At 69.1% G+C, this 21,130-nt stretch carries 14 protein-coding genes; 3 read left to right on the forward strand and 11 right to left on the reverse strand.

All coding sequences use genetic code 11. The features are described from left to right. Window positions 1-103: 103 nt before the first annotated feature. From CG747_RS07270 to CG747_RS07290, 5 genes are all read right to left on the reverse strand, one after another. Window positions 104-1,126, reverse strand: coding sequence for an anti-sigma factor (locus tag CG747_RS07270; protein ID WP_100600788.1), 1,023 nt, complete (start codon window positions 1,124-1,126; stop codon window positions 104-106). After that, complete coding sequence (sigM, locus tag CG747_RS07275; protein ID WP_100600789.1) at window positions 1,123-1,818, reverse strand: RNA polymerase sigma factor SigM; 696 nt, start codon at window positions 1,816-1,818, stop codon at window positions 1,123-1,125. Before sigM ends, CG747_RS07270 begins: the two co-directional genes overlap by 4 nt. 194 nt (window positions 1,819-2,012) lie before the next feature. Continuing rightward, on the reverse strand, window positions 2,013-3,734 hold the full coding sequence (locus CG747_RS07280; RefSeq protein WP_100600790.1) for a protein kinase family protein: 1,722 nt from the start codon (window positions 3,732-3,734) through the stop codon (window positions 2,013-2,015). Between the two features lie 107 nt (window positions 3,735-3,841). Next, the gene (gene murJ, locus CG747_RS07285) at window positions 3,842-6,085 is read right to left on the reverse strand and encodes a murein biosynthesis integral membrane protein MurJ (RefSeq protein WP_100600791.1); all 2,244 of its coding nucleotides are present in this window, start codon (window positions 6,083-6,085) and stop codon (window positions 3,842-3,844) included. Window positions 6,086-6,131: 46 nt separating this feature from the next. Beyond that, window positions 6,132-8,387: a DUF6049 family protein gene (locus tag CG747_RS07290; protein ID WP_100600792.1), complete on the reverse strand. Its 2,256-nt coding sequence runs from the start codon at window positions 8,385-8,387 to the stop codon at window positions 6,132-6,134. Window positions 8,388-8,636: 249 nt separating this feature from the next. On the opposite strand from CG747_RS07290, the gene CG747_RS07295 reads away from it, so the two are divergent. Then, window positions 8,637-10,112: a CCA tRNA nucleotidyltransferase gene (locus CG747_RS07295; RefSeq protein WP_100600793.1), complete on the forward strand. Its 1,476-nt coding sequence runs from the start codon at window positions 8,637-8,639 to the stop codon at window positions 10,110-10,112. 154 nt (window positions 10,113-10,266) lie between these two features. On the opposite strand, the gene CG747_RS07300 is transcribed toward CG747_RS07295, so the two are convergent. From CG747_RS07300 to CG747_RS07315, 4 genes are all read right to left on the reverse strand, one after another. Next, the gene (locus tag CG747_RS07300; RefSeq protein WP_100600794.1) at window positions 10,267-10,887 is read right to left on the reverse strand and encodes a hypothetical protein; all 621 of its coding nucleotides are present in this window, start codon (window positions 10,885-10,887) and stop codon (window positions 10,267-10,269) included. Between the two features lie 124 nt (window positions 10,888-11,011). Beyond that, the gene (locus CG747_RS07305) at window positions 11,012-12,271 is read right to left on the reverse strand and encodes an MFS transporter (RefSeq protein WP_100600795.1); all 1,260 of its coding nucleotides are present in this window, start codon (window positions 12,269-12,271) and stop codon (window positions 11,012-11,014) included. Between the two features lie 77 nt (window positions 12,272-12,348). After that, a complete protein-coding gene (locus tag CG747_RS07310; RefSeq protein ID WP_100600796.1) occupies window positions 12,349-13,431 on the reverse strand; it encodes an inositol-3-phosphate synthase in 1,083 nt (360 codons plus the stop codon). A gap of 59 nt (window positions 13,432-13,490) precedes the next feature. Further along, entirely contained in the window at window positions 13,491-14,159 is a 669-nt protein-coding gene (locus CG747_RS07315) for a PadR family transcriptional regulator (RefSeq protein ID WP_100600797.1), read from the reverse strand. 361 nt (window positions 14,160-14,520) lie between these two features. Between CG747_RS07315 and CG747_RS07325 the strand changes: the two genes are divergently transcribed. Both CG747_RS07325 and CG747_RS07330 read left to right on the forward strand, forming a co-directional pair. Continuing rightward, a complete protein-coding gene (locus CG747_RS07325; RefSeq protein ID WP_374701746.1) occupies window positions 14,521-17,157 on the forward strand; it encodes a transglycosylase domain-containing protein in 2,637 nt (878 codons plus the stop codon). A 132-nt stretch (window positions 17,158-17,289) separates the two neighbouring features. Further along, a complete protein-coding gene (locus tag CG747_RS07330; protein ID WP_100600799.1) occupies window positions 17,290-18,771 on the forward strand; it encodes a glycosyltransferase family 87 protein in 1,482 nt (493 codons plus the stop codon). Between the two features lie 89 nt (window positions 18,772-18,860). On the opposite strand, the gene CG747_RS07335 is transcribed toward CG747_RS07330, so the two are convergent. Both CG747_RS07335 and CG747_RS07340 read right to left on the reverse strand, forming a co-directional pair. After that, on the reverse strand, window positions 18,861-19,892 hold the full coding sequence (locus tag CG747_RS07335; RefSeq protein WP_100600800.1) for an alanine racemase: 1,032 nt from the start codon (window positions 19,890-19,892) through the stop codon (window positions 18,861-18,863). 64 nt (window positions 19,893-19,956) lie between these two features. After that, window positions 19,957-21,075 carry a peptidoglycan bridge formation glycyltransferase FemA/FemB family protein gene (locus CG747_RS07340; protein WP_100600801.1) on the reverse strand — a complete coding sequence of 373 codons (1,119 nt, stop codon included), beginning with the start codon at window positions 21,073-21,075 and terminating at the stop codon, window positions 19,957-19,959. Window positions 21,076-21,130 lie beyond the last annotated feature (55 nt).

Raw genomic sequence — 21,130 nt, forward strand, 5'->3', positions numbered from 1 at the left:
CTTGTCTCTGCCGACGGCTTGCTGGGGTCTCGGAACTCTCACCCCACCCAACGGATCCTAAGGGGCGAGCATTCCCGGAGTGCCACAGCGCACATCCCGCCGCTCAGTCTCGACGATACGAGTGGGTCAGCAGAACCTTCCCAGGAGCTGGCGGGCTGGTCGAGATGCAGGAGGCAGTGACGACGTACGCGGAGACGCTCTTCGGGTCGGACGGGTGCGGCAGCACGACGAGGAATGCGTCCTTGCCCTCGTAGACGCTGCGGGTGGCGGCCAGTGGCTTCTCGGTGCGACCGATGCCCTGGCGCACACACGAGGGGACGGTGTCCGCCTCGCCCCGCAGCGGAGTCTCGGGGGAGCTGCGGGTGCCCATCTCCGGCGTCTGCTGCGCCTTCTTCGTGGCGAGCAGCTTGTGGACGTCCGCCCCGAGCGCAGCGGTGGTCAGGCTCGCTGAGGATCCCCCACCCGCCGAGGAGGAGCTGTCCTGTTTGGTGGCCTGGACGCCGCTGGTGCCGGTGCTCTGGATGAGCAGCCCGCCCACTCCGAGTACCGCCGCTGCGGCTGCCGTGCCGAACAGGACCCGCGGCCACCGTCGGGAGCGAGACGAACGGCGCCCCGGCGTCTGTCGGCCCGGCCCCGAGGCGCCGCGGCCCCGCCCGAGCGGCGGTGCTGCCGTAGCTGCATGGAGAGGCGCCTGCACGTTGGTTTCACGTGAAACGGCGGTAGGCGTGACCGATGTTTCACGTGAAACCACAGCCGGGGCTGCCGTTGTTTCACGTGAAACAGACGCGGGGCCGGTCGATGTTTCACGTGAAACCGAGCCGAGAGAAGGCGATGTTTCACGTGAAACGAGAGGCTTGCCCTCGGCGGTGGTGGAGTCCAGCAGCGCCTCGGCGGCAAGGGCCGCGTCGATGCGCTCGGCGACGTCGGCCGGCATCCGCGTCGGGCCGGGGAGCGTACCGAGAAGTCCTCGGATCTCCTCCAGAGACGCAAAGACGTCTTCGCACAGCGCGCAGCCGGCGAGATGATTCCGCAGATCCGCGGTGCGTGAGGGGGAGAGCAGCCCGTCCGTGAGATCGGAGATCTCGGAGACCTCCGGGTGCTCGCCCGCGCCGGTCGTCGACGTCACGCTCGCCCACCTCCGCCCTTCACGGCACCTGTGCCCTTCGGTCCTGCCGTCGGTGGGACGGATGTCCCCTGCGCCCGGTTCCTTCCCCCGCTCGCGGGATTGCTACCCCCGCCGTCGCCGCGCAGATGGGTGACCAAGGGCAGTAGCCGAGCTCGCCCTCTTGAGCAGCGGCTTTTCACCGTTCCGGTCGGTACATCGAGAATCTCAGCGGCCTCCGCGACGGAATATCCCTGCATGTCGACGAGCACGAGAGCGGCACGCTGCTCCTCGGGGAGGGTGCGCAGCGCGATGAGGAGTTCACGGTGCAGGTCCTGGCGTTCAGCCGGCAGCGCCGCGGATTCTTCGGGTTCGAGGAGCTGTTCCAGCCGCTCGGTCTCGGCGACCGGGGAGGTGCGTCGAGAGGCCGCCTTGCGGGCCCGGTCCAGACAGGCGTTGACCGTGATCCGGTGCAGCCAGGTCGTCACGGCGGACTGTCCACGGAAGGAGTGTGCGGCGCGATAGGCGGATACCAGCGCGTCCTGCACGGCATCAGCGGCTTCTTCGCGATCGCCGAGGGTGCGTAAGGCCACGGCCCAGAGCCGGTCACGGTGGCGCCGGACGATCTCCCCGAACGCATCGGGGTCGCCTTTCACATGCAGCGCAAGGAGATCAGCGTCGGTTGGTGTCGAAGCCTTGTCGCTGTCGGTGGACACGGGCCCCCCGGCCGTAGCTGCCTGATCTCGGTCCCCATTGAAGCCCGCCGGGTGACGAATGTAAATGCTGGGAAGGGCACCTCGCCGACTGGAAACGATCTTCTTGGACCGAAGGGCGTGGATACGGGGCGCCGGCCTCTCGGCCGGTCGACCTCCGTACCCACGCCCTTGTCGGATGGCGCGCGTGCTCAGCCTCAGCTGGTGAAGGAAACCTCGGTTACGCCCTGCTTGAAGCCGGGGCCGCTGTAGGCGTCCTGCGGCGACTGCGGCATCGCGGTGATCCACACGACGACATAGCGCGCCTTCGCCGGTGTCTTGAGCGTGACCTTGGCGGTGCTTCCCGAGGTCTTGGCCGTACCGAGCTCCTGCATGGAGCTCAGCGGCGCGGATGGCGAGAGGGAATCGGCGGCGTAGAGCGTCACCGTCGTGTGGTCACCGGTGTAGTGCAGCCCGATGGAAGCGGTGCTTATCTGCTGCTTCGAGCCGAGGTCGTAGACCAGCCCGACGCCCTTCTTGAAGGCCGGGTTGAGATCGGGGCCCTCGCGGTAGCTCTTGCTGCGCCAGTACGTCGCAGGGTCCCCGTCGTAGGTGTTCCGTGCCTCGTCGGGGTGCTGCGGTTGGCCGTCCGGGTAGTACTCCGCGCCGTCCACGATCTTGATCGTCTTGCCGTCGGGCTTCTTGGCGCCCCCGCCGGCGGTCTGCGAGTTCCCCTGGGTTTCCGGGTCGCCCTCCCGCTTGAGCAGGGTGTCCGCCAGCTGCCAGCTGCCCAGGCCCAGCGCCGCGATCAGCAGTGCGGAAACCGACCACTTCAGCGCCTTGCCGGTGCGGCTCTGCAGCGGGGGCGGCGGCGTGACGACGGGCTGTGTCGCCCGCACCGACTGGCCGTTGTGGCCCCGCGGCTGGCCGTAGGAGCCCTGCTGGAAGCCCGTGCGCTGGTACGGCGGCGGGGTCGAGAACGCGGTCTCCGGAGGACGGATGCGCGGCATCGCGGCGACCGCCTTGGCCAGTTCCTCCGGCGTGGTGCACGGCGGCTCCTGGCGGGACGCGGTGGCCCCGTCGTTGACCAGCGCCCGCATGGCGAGCTCGGACAGCCCGCGGTGCACGCCCGCGCGCACCTGGTCCGGTGCGATCAGGCCGACGCCCTTGGGCAGGCCGGCGAGGCCGTAGGCGTCGTTCTCGTACGGCCAGCGCTGGGTGAGGCCGGCGTACAGCAGTGCGCCGATCGCCTCGGTGTCCGTGCGCTGCGGGTGCTCGCAGGTGATGCCGCGCAGCGCCGCCATGACGGCGAGGCCGCGGATGCGGTACTGCCCGGATTCCGTGCGCAGCACCGAGCCGGGGGTGAGCCGTAGGTGGGACAAGCCCTCGCGGTGCGCGGCGGCCATGGCCTGGGAGACCTGGCTGACGAGCTGGTAGGCGTCGTGGGGTTCGAGCGGACCGTTGGCCAGGACTGTGGCCAGCTCGGTGGCGTCCGGCAGCCACTCGTGGACGACGTAGACCAGGTCGTTGTCCTCGACGGCATCGAGGACCTGGACGAATCGGGGGTCGCCGAGGAGGGCGGAGGCCCGGGCGGCCGAGAGCACCGGACGGGCTCTGGGGTGGTCCGCGGGGAGGATGTGCACGCCGACGGCCCTGCGGAGCTTTTCGTCGACGGCACGCCAGCTGCTGAATCCGTCCAGACGGGTGACGCACTCCTCAAGTCGATAACGTCTGGCGAGCTTGTGGCCGCTGTGGAGTTCCGGGGGCTTGGAATCGGTCGCCTCGGCACCCTTGTCTTCGGTGCGCGTGGTGTCCTTTTCCTTGCCCGCTACCTTTTCGGCCTCCGCACCGTCGTCCGTGGCCCGACCCGCCTTGGCGGTCAGCGGCTCCTCGCCGCTCGTGTCGGCCACGTCGACGGCAGCCGTGCTCCGTTCCGCCACCGTCGTTCCTGCCTCCCCATCCGTTGCAGGCTCAATGAGCCAAGACAATTGTGCCCACAGTCCGCCACTATGCACGACACACGGTGGCAGCCGATGGTTGTGCCCGGTCAGCGTCCCAGCTTGGATCTGACCATGCCTACCAGGGCGTTCAGCTCCTCGATCCGCATTTTTCGGGCGGCGAGGTAGAAGACGGCCAGAAGTGCGGCGGCGCCGCCGACGAGTGCGGCGAGCGATCCGACGAGCCCGGTGCCGAGCGCCTGCATCAGGACGTACACCAGGGCGCCGGAAATGATCGTGGCGGGGACGCTGGCGCCGGCGAGCCGGGCGTAGGTCCGCACCACGTGCGAGGTGTCCAGGTCGCCGTCCATCCGCTTGCTGAGGCGGCGCCAGGCGACGCCGACGCCGATGACGTAGGCGAGGCCGTAGGACGCCGCCATGCCCACCACGGCCCAGCGGGCGGGCAGGACCAGGAAGCAGAGGGCGGAGGCCGCGGCGTTGACGCCGGCGACGATCACCGTGTTGTAGAAGGGGGTCCGGGTGTCCTCGTACGCGTAGAAGGCGCGCAGGACGACGTACTGCACCGAGAACGGGATCAGGCCCACGCCGAAGGCCATCAGCATGTAGCCCATCGGGATACCGGCGCCGGACGAGCCGTAGACGAGCGTGCACAGCGGAATGCCCAGGGAGAGGAACCCGAACGAGATCGGGACGATGGCCACGGCCGAGGTGCGCAGGCCCTGGGAGATGTCGTCCCGGACCGCTCCGGTGTCGCCGTCGTGGGCGGAGCGCGCGAGCCGGGGCAGCAGTGCGGCCATGACGGAGACGGTGATGATCGCCTGCGGCATGTTCCAGATCAGCTGGGCGCTGGCGTAGGAGATGAAGCCGGTGCCGGGGTGGCCCTGTCGGTCCGCGGTGTTCCCGGCCCAGGTGGAGAGCTGGGTGACGACCAGGACACCCGCCTGGTTGGCGAGGACGAACAGCACCGTCCACTTGGCGAGCTTGGCGGCCTTGCCCAGGCCGTGGCCGCGCCAGTCGAACCGGAACCGCAGCTTGAAGTCGGCGTCGCGCAGGTACGGGATCATCGCCAGCGCCTGGACCACCAGGCCCAGGAGGGTGCCGATGCCCAGCAGCCGGATGCCCTGGTCGGGGATCGTGGTGACCCCGATGTGGGAGGTCTTCGCCGTGCCGTAGACCCAGATGAACAGGCCGAAGGTGGCGATCATGACGATGTTGTTGAGGACCGGGGTCCACATCATCGCGCCGAAGCGGCCGCGGGCGTTGAGGATCTGGCCCATGACGACGTGCAGGCCCATGAAGAAGATCGTGGGCACGCAGTAGCGGGTGAAGGCGACCGCGACCTCGTTGGCAGCTGGGTCGCGGGAGATGTCGAACGAGACCAGTTTCACCAGCAGGGGCGCGGCGAACACCGCCAGTACCGTCAGGATGCCCAGGACGACGACGACCAGGGTCAGCAGCCGGTTGGCGTAGGCCTCGCCGCCGTCGTCGTCCTCCTTCATCGCGCGGACGAGCTGCGGGACGAAGACGGAGTTCAGGCCGCCGCCGATGGTCAGGATGAAGATCATCGTCGGCAGCTGGTAGGCGACCTGCCAGGAGTCGCCGAGCACCGCGCCGCCGAGCGCCGCGACGATCAGCGCCGAGCGGATGAAGCCGGTGAGCCGGGACACCATCGTGCCGGCGGCCATCACCGCGCTGGACTTCAGCAGCCCTGAGGCGCGGCCTCCGGACTGCTTGCCGGCCGCCGCCACCGGGGCGGGCTCCGGCTCCGGCTCGGGCTCCTGGGTGAGCTGCTGTGCCACCGGCTCCGGGCCGGGGGCCGCCATCGGGGCCTGCGGGGCCATGGGGCCCGGCGCGGGGTGCGACGGCTGGTAAGGCTGCTGCTGGTCCTGGAAGAGGTGGGCGAACGCATCCCGCTCGGGGCGCTCGTCGGCGCCCTGGGCCATCAGCGCGTCGCCGCCGGCGAACTGCACCGTCGCGTCGGGCTCGCCGTACGAAAGATCGTGGGTCGGGCCCTGGGGGCCGGCCGGACCGGCCGGTGCGGGCGCGGACCACTGCTGCGGTGCGGGGGTCTGCTGCGGGTACTGCGGCCCGGGCGGCTGCTGGTAGAGGGGGTGCGCGGGCTGTCCCGGGGGTGGCGGGGGCGCGGCGTGGCCGTAGACAGGCTCGGTGGTCGGAGCCTGGCCGGTCGGGGCCGGTGACGGGTACAGGTCGTTGCGGTAGGCGTCCTGGACGTGCTGGTCCTGGTCCGCGGGCAACGGCGGCGTCGGAGGGACCGCCCCCGAGGGATCGCCATGGGCGCCCCGGCCGCGGTCACCGTCGTACGGCGCATTCATCGCTGCCCCACCTCATCTGTCGCCGGCCATCCGGCCCCGTCGCCTATCAACGGTCCACTTTCTCACCTGAGCCGGACGGCCCGGACTCTTCCGAACCGGTGTCCGGCGTGGGCTCACTCGGCTGCTCGGGGCCATCACTGCCCGTGCCGCCGTCGTCGCCGTCCTTGCCCTCGGCGGGGGAACCGCCGTTGTCCTCGCCGTTTTCCTCGTCCTCGGTGTCCTCGGCCGCCCTCCGCTTGCGCTGGAGATAGATCCGGAGACCGGCGAGCACCAGCAGCAGCACGCCGCCCGCGATGACGAGCATCACAGTGAGGGTGATCTCGGTGACGTTCACCCGGAACGTCATGGGCTCACCGTAGGGCTTGCCGTCCGCGGTGTAGAGCTGTGCGGTCACCCAGGCGAGGCCGTTGGCGTTCGCGGTGGTCTCGAACTTGAACGACTGGCTGTGCCCGCCGTCCACCTTGATCTGCTGGGACTTCCCCACGTCCAGGCGGTTGGGCTGCGACGAGGCCAGTCGCAGGGTCAGGCCCTGGATGCCCTGCAGGAGGTTGTTCTGGACCGTCACCGGGATCGTGGCGCTGCGCCCGGAGAGCGTCGCCTCCGACTTGGGGATCAGGCGGACCTTCTTGGTCAGACCGTCGAGGTAGGACCGGACCGAGGCACGGAACGCGGCGGCACCCTTGTCGTCGCCCCGCCACGACGTGGACATCTCGCGCATTATCGCGTTGCCGAACGGGGTGACCACGCGTTCCGGCTGGGCCAGGACCACCTGGAAGTCGTCCAGCGAGCTCTGCGTCTCCTCGATCTGCCGGAAGGCTTCGGCGGGGAGCTCCTGGCGGCGCAGGAACGACGGGTACGCGGAGCGGCTGGGGATCTGGCGGTTGGCGTTCGGATCGGGCTTGGCCTTGGCCGCGTCACCGAGCTTCGTCTGCTGGGTCCAGTTGGCCTGCTCCAGGTTCCGCAGCGCGCCGGCCATGGCCTGGGCCTGGGGCGCCGTGGGCATGCGCTGCGGCGCGACGACGACGCTGCGCTGCTGCTCCGGGTTCTCCAGGCCGATCATCTGGGCCTCGGCGAGGAATTCCTGGATGGCGAGGCTGGCGTTCCCGGACTTCGACATATCGCCTTCGAAGGCCCGGGAGAGCTGGGTGTCGGTGACGATGGCGGTGTTGCCGCCGCCGATGGGCCGGGCAGCGGTCGGGGTGTACGAGAGGCCGTTGTCCCGCAGGCTGTCGCTGCGGGTGATGACGTTGTGGGCGCCGGCCGAGGTGGCGACGTCGACGATCGAGGAGTCGATGGCGCCGTTCACCGGCCAGGTGAAGTCGGTGCGCGGCTTCACCCCGAGGATGGTGTCCACCGTCTTCGAGGCGAGTTCGGTGGCCGGGCCGAGGTGGCTGAGGGAACTCGGCACGCTCTTGCCGTGGTGCGCCAGCGAGGCCAGGTCCGGGTCGCCGAACGGCAGGGCGACGACCTCGTGCCCCTTCACGGCGTTCCCGAGATCGTTGAGCCACTGCATGGCGACGGCCTGGTTCTTGCCCAACGGGCCGTCCGGGCCGTGCACGCGGTACGTCTTGGTCATCGCTTCGACGGACGCGAGCAGGTCCGGATCGATGACGAAGGTCACCGGGAGGTTCTTGCCGAGCTCGACCATCTTCTGGAGCCGGCCGCCGTTGGCGATCTCCGCCGCGAGGTCGTCGTTGCGGAACACCGGCGTCTGCTGGGCGTCGGCACCGGTCTCGGCCGTCAGATGGGTGGTGGAGATCAGCGGCCACAGGTAGGTGAGCTGGGTCTTCTTCGCCGGGGCGGCGTCCTGCCAGGGCAGGAAGGTCCGGTCGATGCCGAGGACCTGGTCGTACGAGGAGCTCGGGGTGTGGCCGGACAGGGTGACCTCGAGCGGGTAGACGCCGTCCGTGCTGAGGCCGAGGTCCTTGACCGGGACGCTGACGGTGAAGGTCCGACTGGTGCCCGGGTCCAGCTTGTCGACCTTCTCGGTGTGGTTGCCGATCTCCGGGCCGTCGGCGCTCGACAGATAGCCGGTGCGCTTGGTCACAGCCTCGATGGAGCTGCGGTCGTTCAGCGCGGTGCCGCGGTGCAGTCCGACGTGGGCGTCGGTGATCGGGCTCTTGCTGTCGTTGGTCAGCGTGCCCGAGACGGTGACGGTGTCGTCCTTGCCGGGTGCGGCCGGGGACATCGCGTTGATCGTGACGCTGACCGGGTGGGTGCCCGCCGAGTCCGCCTGGGCGGTGGCTGCGTGCGGGACCTGCAACGCTGCCACGAGCAGGGGTACTCCGGTGAGCAGCGTCACGGTCCTTCGCAGCCACCGGCCACGCGGCCGTTCAGTCGCCTGGAACCCTGCCGCATCGGCCACGCGCTCGCCCGTCCCTCGTCGTCATCAGTGGTCGTCGGAATGTGCGTCCACGAATGGTAACGAGGCCCGGCGTGCCGTAGTGCCGCGGACTGCTCCACATGATCACTACGGTCGGAGGTCCGTGTGCGCTTGTCCCCTTTATCAACGTGACGCCGGGTGCTGCGCGGCCACGTACCCTTTTCTGTTGTGCCGAACGCCAACAATGACTTCCCCACCCCGCAGCCCGAGCGGACGCCGCAGTCGACGGACGCGCTGAACCACGTGCAGCGCCGCGCCGTGAGCGAACTGCTGCGGGTGTCCCCCGTCGCGGACGACCTGGCCCGTCGCTTCCAGGAGGCCGGTTTCACGCTTGCCCTGGTCGGTGGGTCGGTCCGGGACGCGCTGCTCGGCCGGCTCGGGAACGATCTGGACTTCACCACCGACGCCCGCCCGGAGGACGTGCTGAAGATCGTCCGGCCGTGGGCGGACGCGGTCTGGGAGGTCGGCATCGCCTTCGGCACCGTCGGCTGCAAGAAGAACTCGTTCGACATCGAGGTCACCACCTACCGCTCCGAGGCGTACGACCGCACCTCGCGCAAGCCCGAGGTGTCGTACGGCGACTCGATCGAGGACGATCTGATCCGCCGGGACTTCACCGTGAACGCGATGGCGGTTCTGCTCCCGGAGAAGGAGTTCGTCGACCCGCACAACGGTCTGGAGCACCTGGCGGCCCGCGTGCTGCGGACGCCGGGGACGCCGGAGGAGTCGTTCTCGGACGATCCGCTGCGGATGATGCGGGCGGCCCGCTTCGCCGCCCAGCTGGACTTCGAGGTGGCGCCCGAGGTCGTCGCGGCGATGACGGAGATGGCGGAGCGCATCGAGATCGTCTCCGCGGAGCGGGTCCGTGACGAGCTGAACAAGCTCATCCTGGCCCCGAACCCGCGCAAGGGGCTGCGGCTGCTGGTCGATTCCGGGCTCGCCGACCGGGTGCTCCCGGAGCTGCCCGCGCTGCGGCTGGAGAGCGATGAGCACCACCGCCACAAGGACGTCTACGAGCACACGCTGACCGTGCTGGAACAGGCCATCGACCTTGAGGACGACGGGCCCGACCTGGTGCTGCGACTGGCGGCGCTGCTGCACGACATCGGCAAGCCCAAGACGCGGCGCTTCGAGCAGGACGGCCGGGTCTCCTTCCACCACCACGAAGTGGTCGGCGCGAAGATGACCAAGAAGCGTATGACCGCCTTGAAGTACTCCAACGACATGATCAAGGACGTTGCGCGGCTGGTGGAGCTGCATCTGCGCTTCCACGGATACGGCACCGGAGAGTGGACGGACTCCGCGGTCCGCCGCTACGTCCGGGACGCCGGTCCGCAGCTGGGGCGCCTGCACAAGCTGACCCGCTCGGACTGCACCACCCGCAACAAGCGCAAGGCGACCGCCCTGTCGCGGGCGTACGACGGGCTGGAGGACCGCATCGGGCTGCTTCAGGAGCAGGAGGAGCTGGACGCGATCCGCCCGGACCTGGACGGCAACGCGATCATGGGGATCCTGGGCATCGGTCCCGGTCCGCAGGTCGGCACGGCGTACAAGCACATGCTGGAGCTGCGGCTGGAGCACGGCCCGATGGAGCATGAGGCCGCGGTGGCCGCGCTCAAGGAGTGGTGGGCCGCTCAGAGCTGAGGGCACCGAGGCCTGCGTGACCGTGAAACCGACGATGTTTCACGTGAAACCGGGCGGAGTGCGACGGGGCGGTGTTTCACGTGAAACATGGCGGCATACGACCGGCCGTTTCACGTGAAACACCGCCCCACGGCGTTCCTGCGCGGGGCCGGTCCTACTTCAGGGGCTCCAGGCAGAGCACGAACCGGGTGGTGGAGCGGCGGTGGCGCTGGCTCTCCGCGTAGGCCGTGGTGTTCTTGGGGCAGAGCTCCATGTCCGTGGTGTTGGCATGGACGGCGGTGACCTTGAACTTGGCCTCCGCCGTACCGCAGTCCACCACCTTGAGATCAGGCTTGATCTCGTTGCCTTCGTTCTTCATGCAGTTGCCGACCTCGGCGGTGTCGGCGTCGTTCCAGGAACTCACCCAGGCCACGCCGATGACGATCAGGGCGACGACCGCCACGATCCCCTTCAGGACCGTCTTGGGCGACCGGGACGACCGCGTGGGCTGCGGAGGCGTGGGTGCCCCGCCCTGCATGTAGGGCTGCTGCGGTGCCTGCGGGAATCCCGGCTGCGGTTGCTGCCCGTACGGGGGCTGCGGCTGCTGGGGGTAGGCGTACCCGCCCTGGGGCGGCGGCCCGCCCTGCGGCTGGCCGACCGGGGGCGCTCCGTACGGGGCCTGAGGCGGCTGGGGTGCCTGCGGGTACGGAGCCTGGCCGTATGGCTGCTGCCCGTACGGCTGCTGGCCGTATGGGTTCTGGCCGTATGGGCTGTGCCCCTGCGGCGGCGTGGTCATGGGAGTCCCCCGATATTTGGTGTGTCCGGAAGTGACGTGTCCGGACGCGCGAATGAACGCCCGTAAGGTATCCGCTCCGGAGGCGGCGCCGCACAGGCGAGCGCCGGCTACGGGGACGTGACGCTCAGCGGCGTCCGAAGCGGACCAGGGCCGCGGCGACCACGGCGTAGAGCGCGGCCACCACGACGATCAGTACCGCGGACCGTCCGTCGGGGGGCAGCATCACGGCGGCGACCGCGGCGGCGCCGACGAAGGCGACGTTGAACAGCACGTCGTAGATGGCGAAGATGCGGCCGCGGAAGGCATCGTCGACCGAGGACTGGACCACCGTGTCCGTGGTGATCTTGGTTCCCTGGGTGCCCAGGCCGAGGACGAACGCGGCCGCCAGCATCGGTACCGGGCGGAAGAACAGCCCGAGTGCGGGCGCCAGGACCGCGCCCGCCGCGGCACAGCAGGCCATCCACCGGAAGGGCGAGAGCCGCCCGACGGCCCATGGCGTGACCACCGCGGCCGCGAAGAATCCGGCACCGGACACGGCGACGGTCACCCCGAGCAGTGCCAGACCCTCGGACGTACTACTGGACCAGGCGTACCGGCACAGCATCAGCACCATCACCGTCAGCGCGCCGTAGCAGAAGCGGACCAGCGTCATCGCGGTGAGCGCACCAGCCGGGGTGGGGCGTGCGGCGAGATGGCGCAGACCCTCCACAAGCCCCCGTACGGTGCTCAACAAGGCGTCTTTCAGGTGCGGTTGGAGGACCGAGGGGTCGGGTCCGAGCAGTTGTGGCGTCATCCGCAGGGCGGTGAGGGCGGAGCAGAGGTACAGCACTGCGGCCAGCAGCACCACGAACGCGTCCACGTCCGCGCCGGCCAGCCGGATGGCGAAGGCGAGCCCGCCGCCGACCGTCATGGCGAGCGTCCCGGCCGTGGGGGCAAGGGAGTTGGCCATCACGAGCTGTTGTCCGCCGTCGACCACACGGGGCAGGGCTGCCGAGAGCCCCGCCAGGACGAAGCGGTTCACGGCCGTCACGGACAGCGCGGAGACGTAGAAGAGCCAGTCCGGGACCTGCACCGCGATCAGGGCCGCGGTGAGCATGGCGAGCAGGGTGCGCAGCAGATTGCCGTACAGCAGGACCTGCCGCCGGCGCCAACGGTCCAGCAGGACACCGGTGAACGGCCCGAGGAGGGAGTACGGCAGCAGCAGGATCGCCATGGCGGAGGCGATCGCCTCGGGTGAGGCCTGCTTCTCGGGCGAGAAGATGACGAAGGTGGCCAGCGCCGCCTGGAACACCCCGTCGGCGGCCTGGGAAAGGAGCCGTGCGGCCAGGAGCGAACGGAAGTCGCGTAGCCGGAGTAATACGCGGAGATCGCGCACAGCATGCATGAGGCACAGCCTCACACAGCCCGCCGGCCTCCGGGAGGAATACCCGGAGGCCGGCGAAGGGGGGTGCGGGGGAGCGCTCAGCGCTCGACCTCGCCACGGATGAACTTCTCGACGCTCTCCCGCGCCTCGTCGTCGAAGTACTGCGCCGGCGGCGACTTCATGAAGTACGAGGAAGCGGAGAGGATCGGACCGCCGATGCCCCGGTCCTTGGCGATCTTGGCGGCGCGCAGCGCGTCGATGATGACGCCCGCGGAGTTCGGGGAGTCCCAGACCTCGAGCTTGTACTCGAGGTTCAGCGGGACATCGCCGAAGGCACGGCCTTCGAGGCGGACGTAGGCCCACTTGCGGTCGTCCAGCCAGGCCACGTAGTCGGACGGGCCGATGTGGACGTTCTTCTCGCCGAGATCCCGGTCGGGGATCTGGGAGGTGACGGCCTGCGTCTTGGAGATCTTCTTGGACTCCAGGCGCTCGCGCTCGAGCATGTTCTTGAAGTCCATGTTGCCGCCGACGTTCAGCTGCATCGTGCGGTCCAGGATGACGCCCCGGTCCTCGAAGAGCTTGGCCATCACACGGTGCGTGATGGTGGCGCCGACCTGCGACTTGATGTCGTCACCGACGATCGGCACACCGGCCTCGGCGAACTTGTCCGCCCACTCCTTGGTGCCGGCGATGAAGACCGGGAGGGCGTTGACGAAGGCGACCTTGGCGTCGATGGCGCACTGCGCGTAGTACTTCGCCGCGTCCTCGGAGCCGACGGGGAGGTAGCAGACCAGCACGTCGACCTGCTTGTCCTTGAGGACCTGGACGACGTCGACCGGGGCCTCCGGGGACTCCTCGATCGTCTCGCGGTAGTACTTGCCGAGCCCGTCGAGGGTGTGGCCGCGCTGGACCTGGACGCCGGCGTTCGGCACGTCGCAGATCTTGACGGTGTTGTTCTCGCTGGCGCCGATGGCGTCCGAGAGGTCCAGACCGACCTTCTTGGCGTCGACGTCGAAGGCGGCCACGAACTCGACGTCACGGACGTGGTAGTCGCCGAACTGCACGTGCATGAGGCCGGGCACGCGGCTGTCCGGGTCGGCGTCCTTGTAGTACTCGACGCCCTGTACCAGCGAGGCGGCGCAGTTACCCACGCCGACAATGGCTACGCGAACCGAACCCATTCCGGTTGCTCCCTGTGTTCTCGATGAGGGCCTGCACGGCAGGGCCTCATGTGGTGGTGTCATTCGGACGGATCCGGCCGGGAACCACCCCGGTGCCGGGGCAGGCCGTCCGTATCTCCTGACTGGTTGTCCTCGTCCTGCGCTGCGGAGTCCGGTGTGCGCTGATCGCGCCCGGCGCGCTCACTCTCGATGAGCTCGTTCAACCACCGGACTTCGCGTTCCACGGACTCCATGCCGTGCCGTTGCAGTTCGAGGGTGTAGTCGTCCAGCCGCTCGCGGGTTCTGGCCAGAGAGGTGCGCATCTTCTCCAGACGCTCCTCCAGCCGGCTGCGGCGGCCTTCCAGCACGCGCACCCGCACATCCCGCGACGTCTGACCGAAGAACGCGAAGCGGACACCGAAGTGCTCGTCTTCCCAGGCGTCCGGTCCGGAGTGGCCGAGCAGTTCTTCGAAGTGCTCTTTGCCCGCCGGGGTCAGTCGGTAGACGATCTTGGCACGGCGTCCGGTCAGTGCCGTGGCGGGAACCCCGTCCGGGGCACCGCCCGTTTCCTCCACCAGCCAGCCGCTCGCGACCAGCGCCTTGAGGCAGGGGTAGAGGGTGCCGTAGCTGAATGCCCGGAAGACCCCGAGCGAGGTGTTGAGCCGCTTCCGCAACTCGTAACCGTGCATCGGGGATTCCCTGAGCAGGCCGAGGACGGCGAATTCGAGGATGCCCGAACGCCTGCTCATCCTCCGCCTCCTAGGCCCTGTGCGGTCTTTATCTCGTGCTGATGTATCGACTCGATACATCCAGACGATAGAACGACGCCCTGGGCGGAACAAGTGGTCCGACGGTGAACGGCGTCACATCACTTATTCGTGCGAGGCAACCTGACTGTTTTGGAGTGAATTTCAACACTGGGCAGGTTTTGGCCGTGCGTAGTCTGTGCGGCATGCAGAATGCCGGGAACCGTGGGCCTATACGTGGCGTCCCTGACCTCGGCGTAGTGCGGCCCGCGCGTCAGGAACGGGCCGTGCTTCGGGGGGATCTGAAGACAACTGCCGCCTTCAGGCGACGAGAAAGCGCGCCTGCCCGAGGAGTATTCGTTCCATGAGCGAGCACCGTCGCAAACCACCCCAGCCGCAAGGTGGCGGGCGTGCCGCTGCCAGACGCGCCGCGCCGCCCTCCGGGCATCGTGCGGCCCCTGTGCAGGGTGCCGGTGCCACGCCCCCGCCGCCGCAGTCGCGGCCGGGTGGGCGTGCCGAGGCCCGTCGGGCCGCCCAACGATCCGGTCGCCGGCGGGGATCCGATTCCGCGGCCATGGCGTCCGGCGGCGGCGCCGGGCACGGCGGTGGCCGCCGTGGCGGAGGCGGTGGCGGAGAAGGCGGCCGGGGACGCGGTCGGGGCGGCGGCAAGCCGCCCAAGAAGCGTTTCATCGACTACCCGCGCGCCAACCACACCGGCTGGCGGCGGTGGATGCCGTCCTGGAAACAGGTCGCCAGCATGTGCGTCGCGGTCGCCGCCCTGGTCGTCGGTGTGGCCGGCGTCGGTCTCGCGCTGGTGCAGGTGCCCGACGTGAACAAGGCGTCCAGGTCGCAGAACAACGTCTACCTCTGGGCCAATGGCAAGGTCATGGCCCGTGACGGCGAGACCAACCGCCAGGTGGTCGGTATCAGCGAAATCCCGCTTTCCATGCAGGAAGCGGTGATTTCCGCCGAGAACGCCTCCTTCCGGAGCGACCACGGCGTCGACCCCATGGGCATCCTCCGCGCCCTGCTCAACATGGCCCGGGGCGGCGACACCCAGGGTGGCTCGACCATCACTCAGCAGTACGTCAAGAACGCCATGCTGAGCCAGGAACAGACCGTGGACCGGAAGTTCAAGGAACTGTTCATCTCGATCAAGGTCGGCTGGAAGCAGTCGAAGGAGCAGATCCTCCAGGGCTACCTGAACACCAGCTACTTCGGTCGTGGTGCCTACGGGATCCAGGCCGCGGCCCAGGCGTATTACGGCAAGGACGCCTCCAAGCTGGACCCGAGTGAGAGCGCCTTCCTGGCCGCCACGCTCAAGGGCGCCAACCTGTACGACCCGGCGGGCGGCATCGGTGCGAACGCCACCCCGGCCCTGAACACCGCACGCGCCAAGGAGCGCTGGGCGTGGATCCTCGACCGCATGGTCGAGAACCACCACATGACGGCGGCGGACGAGGCCAAGTACAAGGCGAAGGGCTTCCCCACACCGCAGAAGCCCCGTCCGGTGGCGAGCAAGGGCGGGCAGGTCGGCTACCTGATCGACGTCGCCAAGAAGTACGTCCTCAAGCACACGGACGTCAGTGAGGCCCGCTTCGACAAGGGCGGCTACACGGTCCAGACGACCTTCGACGAGAAGAAGACCAAGGCCCTCGCCGCCGCGGTGAAGTCGGTCAACGACCGGTACATCGACCCGAAGAGGCGGCCGGAAAAGGACAAGTACGTCCAGTTCGGCGGCGCTTCGGTCGTGCCGGGCGACGGCAAGATCGTGGCCCTGTACGGCGGCGAGGGCTACGACAAGGGACACTTCAGCAACAACGCCGACACCTACGGTGTGCCGGTCGGCTCGACCTGGAAGCCGTTCGTCCTCGCCGCGGCGATGAAGTACGGGAAGGCCGGCAGCGGCCAGCCGCTGTCGCCGGACAGCAAGTACAACGGCGACGACCATCTCAAGGTGAAGAACTCGGACGGTACATACGTCCTGAAGAAGGACAACACGCCCTTCTACCAGGTGAACGAGAGCGACTACCCCTGGGGCTACATCTCCTTGCGGAAGGCGATGGAGCAGTCGGTCAACACCCCGTTCGTCCAGCTCGGCATGGACGTCGGGATGGACAAGGTGAAGGAGATGGCGCAGGCCGCCGGGATCTCGCCGGCCAGCTTCGACAGGAACCTCAACCCGTCCTTCGCGCTGGGCACGTCCACGCCGAGTGCGATCCGCATGGCCGATGCCTACGGCACCTTCGCCGCCTCCGGTACGCAGGTGGAGCCGTACTCGGTGACCAAGGTGGTCTCCGAGGGCAAGGAGCTGCCGGGCTTCGAGAAGCCGAAGCCGCAGACGGTGATCGATCCGAACATCGCCAACAACGTCACCGACGTGCTGGAGAACGTGGTCCAGAACGGCACGGGCAAGGCGGCCAAGAAGCTGGGGCTGCCGGCCGCGGGCAAGACGGGTACCACGGACGAGAACAAGTCGGCCTGGTTCGTCGGCTACACCAAGCAGCTGTCGACGGCCATCACCATGTTCCGTGAGGACGCGCAGAACCCCCGCCAGCTGTCCATGAACGGTGTCGGCGGGTTCGACTCGATCCACGGTGGTGCGCTGCCGACCGAGGTGTGGACGCAGTACATGCAGCAGGCGATGGAGGGTCTCCCCTCGGAGCCCTTCCCGGCGGCCCAGCCGATCGGGCAGGTCATCAACGAGCCCGGTATGCCGTCCCCCACGCCCACTCCCACGCAGAGCTCCGCGCCGCCGAGCCCGTCTACTACGCCCAGCAACTCGGCCACCCCGACGCAGACCCCGACCTCTACCCCGACGCAGACCTGCTCCCCCTGGGACCCGCGCTGCAAGAACCACGGCGGGAACAACGGTGGGGGCAACGGCGGCCCCGGCGGGCCGGGGGGTAACACCGGCGGGACGGCTCCGACGACGCCCGATCCGACCAGTGGCGGAAACAACGGCGGAGGAGGCATCTTCGGCGGCCCCACCGGCGGCTGAGAACCGCTGAACGTTTCACGTGAAACGTCGGCCTGTTTCACGTGAAACATGGCTCCACGAAGCCCCCGACCCGGAGCGACCGGGTGGGGGCTTCGTCGCGTTCGTCCCCGGTGCGTACGGCAGGATGGGGCCATGACGAGCCTGCGACAGGACGAGCCCGTACGGCCGACGCGACGGGATGAGGTGGCCGCGGCCGGCAGCGAGCTGATCGGTGGCCCGATCGGCCGGCGCGCGCTGCTCGGGACGCACTGGCTGACGCCGGTGCGGGTCATCGCGCTCGTAGCCATCGGCATGTTCGCGCTCGGCATGGTGCAGAAGCTGCCCTGCTACAACGGCGGTTGGTTCTTCGGCGCCACCAGTCAGTACGTGCACGCCTGCTACTCGGACATCCCCCACCTCTACTCCGGCCGGGGATTCGCCGACGGATTGATCCCGTACTTCGACAAGCTTCCCGGCGATATGCAGTACCTGGAGTACCCGGTGCTGACCGGGCTCTTCATGGAGGTCGCCTCCTGGCTGACGCCGCACGGCGGGCCGATCCAGGACCGGGAGCAGATGTACTGGCTGGCCAACGCCGGCATGCTGATGGTCTGCGCGGCGGTCATCGCGGTGTGCGTGGCCCGTACCCACCGGCGGCGTCCCTGGGACGGACTGCTGGTGGCCCTGGCGCCGGCCTTCGCGCTGACCGCCACCATCAACTGGGACCTGCTGGCGGTCGCGCTGACCGCCGCGGGGATGCTGCTGTGGTCACGCAGTCGTCCGCTGGCGGCCGGTGTCCTGATCGGGCTGGCGACCGCGGCGAAGCTCTACCCGGTGCTGCTGCTGGGGCCGCTGCTGGTGCTGTGCTGGCGGGCGGGGACCTGGCGCGCGTACGGGCGGGCCGTCCTCGGTGCGGTGGTGTCCTGGCTGGTGGTGAATCTGCCGGTGATGATCGCCCACGATGCGTCCGGGTTCCACATCCGGGAGGGCTGGGCGAAGTTCTACACCTTCAGCCAGGAGCGGCCCATCGACTTCGGTTCGGTCTGGCTGCTGATCTCGCAGCGGACCGGCAATCCCCTGGAGGACGCCAACCTCTACGCGTCGCTCCTGATGATCCTCGGCTGCGGCGCCCTCGCGCTGCTGACCCTCTACGCACCGCGCCGGCCGCGCTTCGCACAGCTCGCCTTCCTCGTCGTGGCGCTGTTCATCCTCACCAACAAGGTCTATTCGCCGCAGTACGTCCTGTGGCTGATCCCGCTGGCGGCGCTGGCCCGGCCGCGCTGGCGCGACTTCCTGATCTGGCAGGCGTGCGAGGTGATGTATTTCCTGGGGATCTGGCTGTACCTGGCCTACACCGGCAACGGCGACAAGCATCAGGGGCTGCCGCCCGAGGGCTACCAACTGGCCATCGCGCTGCACCTCCTCGGCACGCTCTACCTGTGCGCCGTGGTCGTCCGGGACATCCTGATGCCGGAGCGCGACGTGGTCCGCAGGGACGGCGACGACGATCCCTCGGGGGGTGTCCTGGACCGGAGCCCCGATGTGTTCGTGCTCGGGCGGACGCACCACGAGCCGCGGCACGCGGTGCACTTCGAGGGGGCGCCACGGGTGCGCTGGGGCGTCGTACAGGACTGAGCGACGCGGCGGAAACGCACCAGGGCCCGGTGCTGCGGGAAGTTCCGCAGCACCGGGCCCTGGCGTTGGTCAGCGCCGGGCCGGACGGCTCAGCGGTCCACGATGCGGTCGTACTGCGTGGTGGTGTGCCGCAGGTGGGCCACCAGTTCCTCGCCCACCTGGGGCTCGGGGGCGTCCGCCGGGACGAACAGGATCGACACCTGCATGTGCGGGGGCTCGGCGAACCAGCGCTGCTTGCCGGACCAGACGTACGGCGCGAGATTGCGGTTGACGGTCGCCAGACCGGCGCGGGCCACGCCCTTGGCGCGCGGCATCACCCCGTGCAGCGCCTTGGGGGACTCCAGGCCGACGCCGTGCGAGGTGCCGCCGGCCACCACGACGAGGTAGCCGTCGGAGGCCGCCTTCTGCTGGCGGTAGCCGAACCGGTCGCCCTTGGCGACGCGGGTGACGTCGAGCACCGAGCCGCGGTACTCGGTGGCGTCGTGGTCGCCGAGCCAGAGCCGCGTCCCGATCCTCGCGCGGAAGCGGGTCTGCGGGAACTGCTGCTGGAGGCGGGAGAATTCCGCGGGCTTGAGGTGGCTGACGAACATGGTGTGCAGCGGGAGACGGGCAGCGCGCAGCTGGTCCATCCACCGGATGACCTCGTCGATCGAGTCGGAGCCGTCGGCGCGGTCCAGCGGCAGGTGGATCGCGAACCCCTCCAACCGGACGTCCTCGATGGCCGCGGCCAGCTTCGGCAGGTCCTCCGGCTTGACGCCGTGCCGCTTCATGCTGCTCATGACCTCGATGACGACCCGGGCGCCGACCAGCCCGCCCACGCCCTCCACCGAGGAGACCGAGCGGATCGCCCGGTCGGGCAGCGGCACCGGCTCCTCGCCGTGCCGGAACGGGGTCAGCACCAGCAGATCGCCGCTGAAGTAGTCCTTGATCTGGGCCGCTTCGTAGGTCGTGCCGACCGCGAGGATGTCGGAACCGAGCCGGGTGGCCTCCTCGGCAAGGCGCTCGTGGCCGAAGCCGTAGCCGTTGCCTTTGCAGACCGGGACCAGCCCGGGGAACTGCTGGAGAACGCTCTGTTGATGCGCCCGCCAGCGCGCGGTGTCGACGTAGAGGGTGAGCGCCATGGCCGGCCCGGAACCTTTCTCGTGGCTGGGGTGTGTCAGGAGTACGGACGGTGCGGTGGAGCGGTCAGCGGCGCGACATGTAGATGTCGAGCGCCTTGTGCAGGAGCTTGTTGAGCGGGAAGTCCCACTCGCCGAGGTACTCCGCCGCCTGCCCGCCGGTGCCGACCTTGAACTGGATCAGACCGAAGAGGTGGTCGTTCTCGTCCAGCGAGTCGCTGATGCCGCGGAGGTCGTAGACGGAGGCACCGAGCGCGTACGAGTCCTGCAGCATCCGCCACTGCATCGCGTTGGAGGGCCGGACCTCGCGGCCGATGTTGTCCGAGGCGCCGTACGAGTACCAGACGTGCCCGCCGACGACGAGCATGGTCGCGGCGGAGAGGTTCACCCCGTTGTGGCGGGCGAAGTAGAGCCGCATGCGGTTGGGGTCCTCGGAGTTGAGGGCGGACCACATGCGCTGGAAGTAGCCGAGCGGACGCGGCCGGAACTGGTCGCGCTTCGCGGTGATCTCGTAGAGCCGCTGCCATTCGGCCAGGTCCTCGTAGCCGCCCTGGACGACCTCGACGCCGGCCTTCTCGGCCTTCTTGATGTTGCGGCGCCACAGCTGGTTGAAGCCCTTGTGGACGTCCTCCAGCGCACGGTCGGCCAGCGGCACCTGGAAGACGTAGCGGGGCTGCACATCGCCGAAGCCGGCGCCGCCGTCCTCGCCCTGCTGCCAGCCCATGCGGCGCAGCCGGTCGGCGACCTCGAAGGCGCGCGGTTCGATGTGGGTGGCCTCGATGTCCCGCAGCCGCTTGACGTCGGGGCTCTGGATGCCCGCCTTGATCGCGGTGGAGTCCCAGCGGCGGATGATGACGGGCGGGCCCATCTTCACGGAGAACGCACCCTGCTGCTTGAGGTGGCTGAGCATCGGCCGCAGCCACTCCTCAAGATTCGGCGCGTACCAGTTGATGACCGGGCCCTCGGGGAGGTAGGCCAGATACCGCTTGATCTTGGGCAGCTGGCGGTACAGGACCAGCCCGGCGCCGACCAGCGTCCCGGACGCGTCGAACCAGCCCAGGCTCTCGGACCGCCACTCGGCCTTCACGTCCGCCCAGGCCGGGACCTGCATGTGGCTCGCCGCGGGCAGGCTCTGGATGTATGCCAGATGCTGCTCTCGGCTGATGGTCCTCAGGGTCAGGCTCATGCGGGGCGCTCCTCGGCTGGTGTGTCCCCATGGTCGGGGCTCCGGCTCTCGCGCC

It is taken from the genome of Streptomyces sp. CB02959, from assembly GCF_002803155.1.
Classification (GTDB): Bacteria; Actinomycetota; Actinomycetes; order Streptomycetales; family Streptomycetaceae; genus Streptomyces.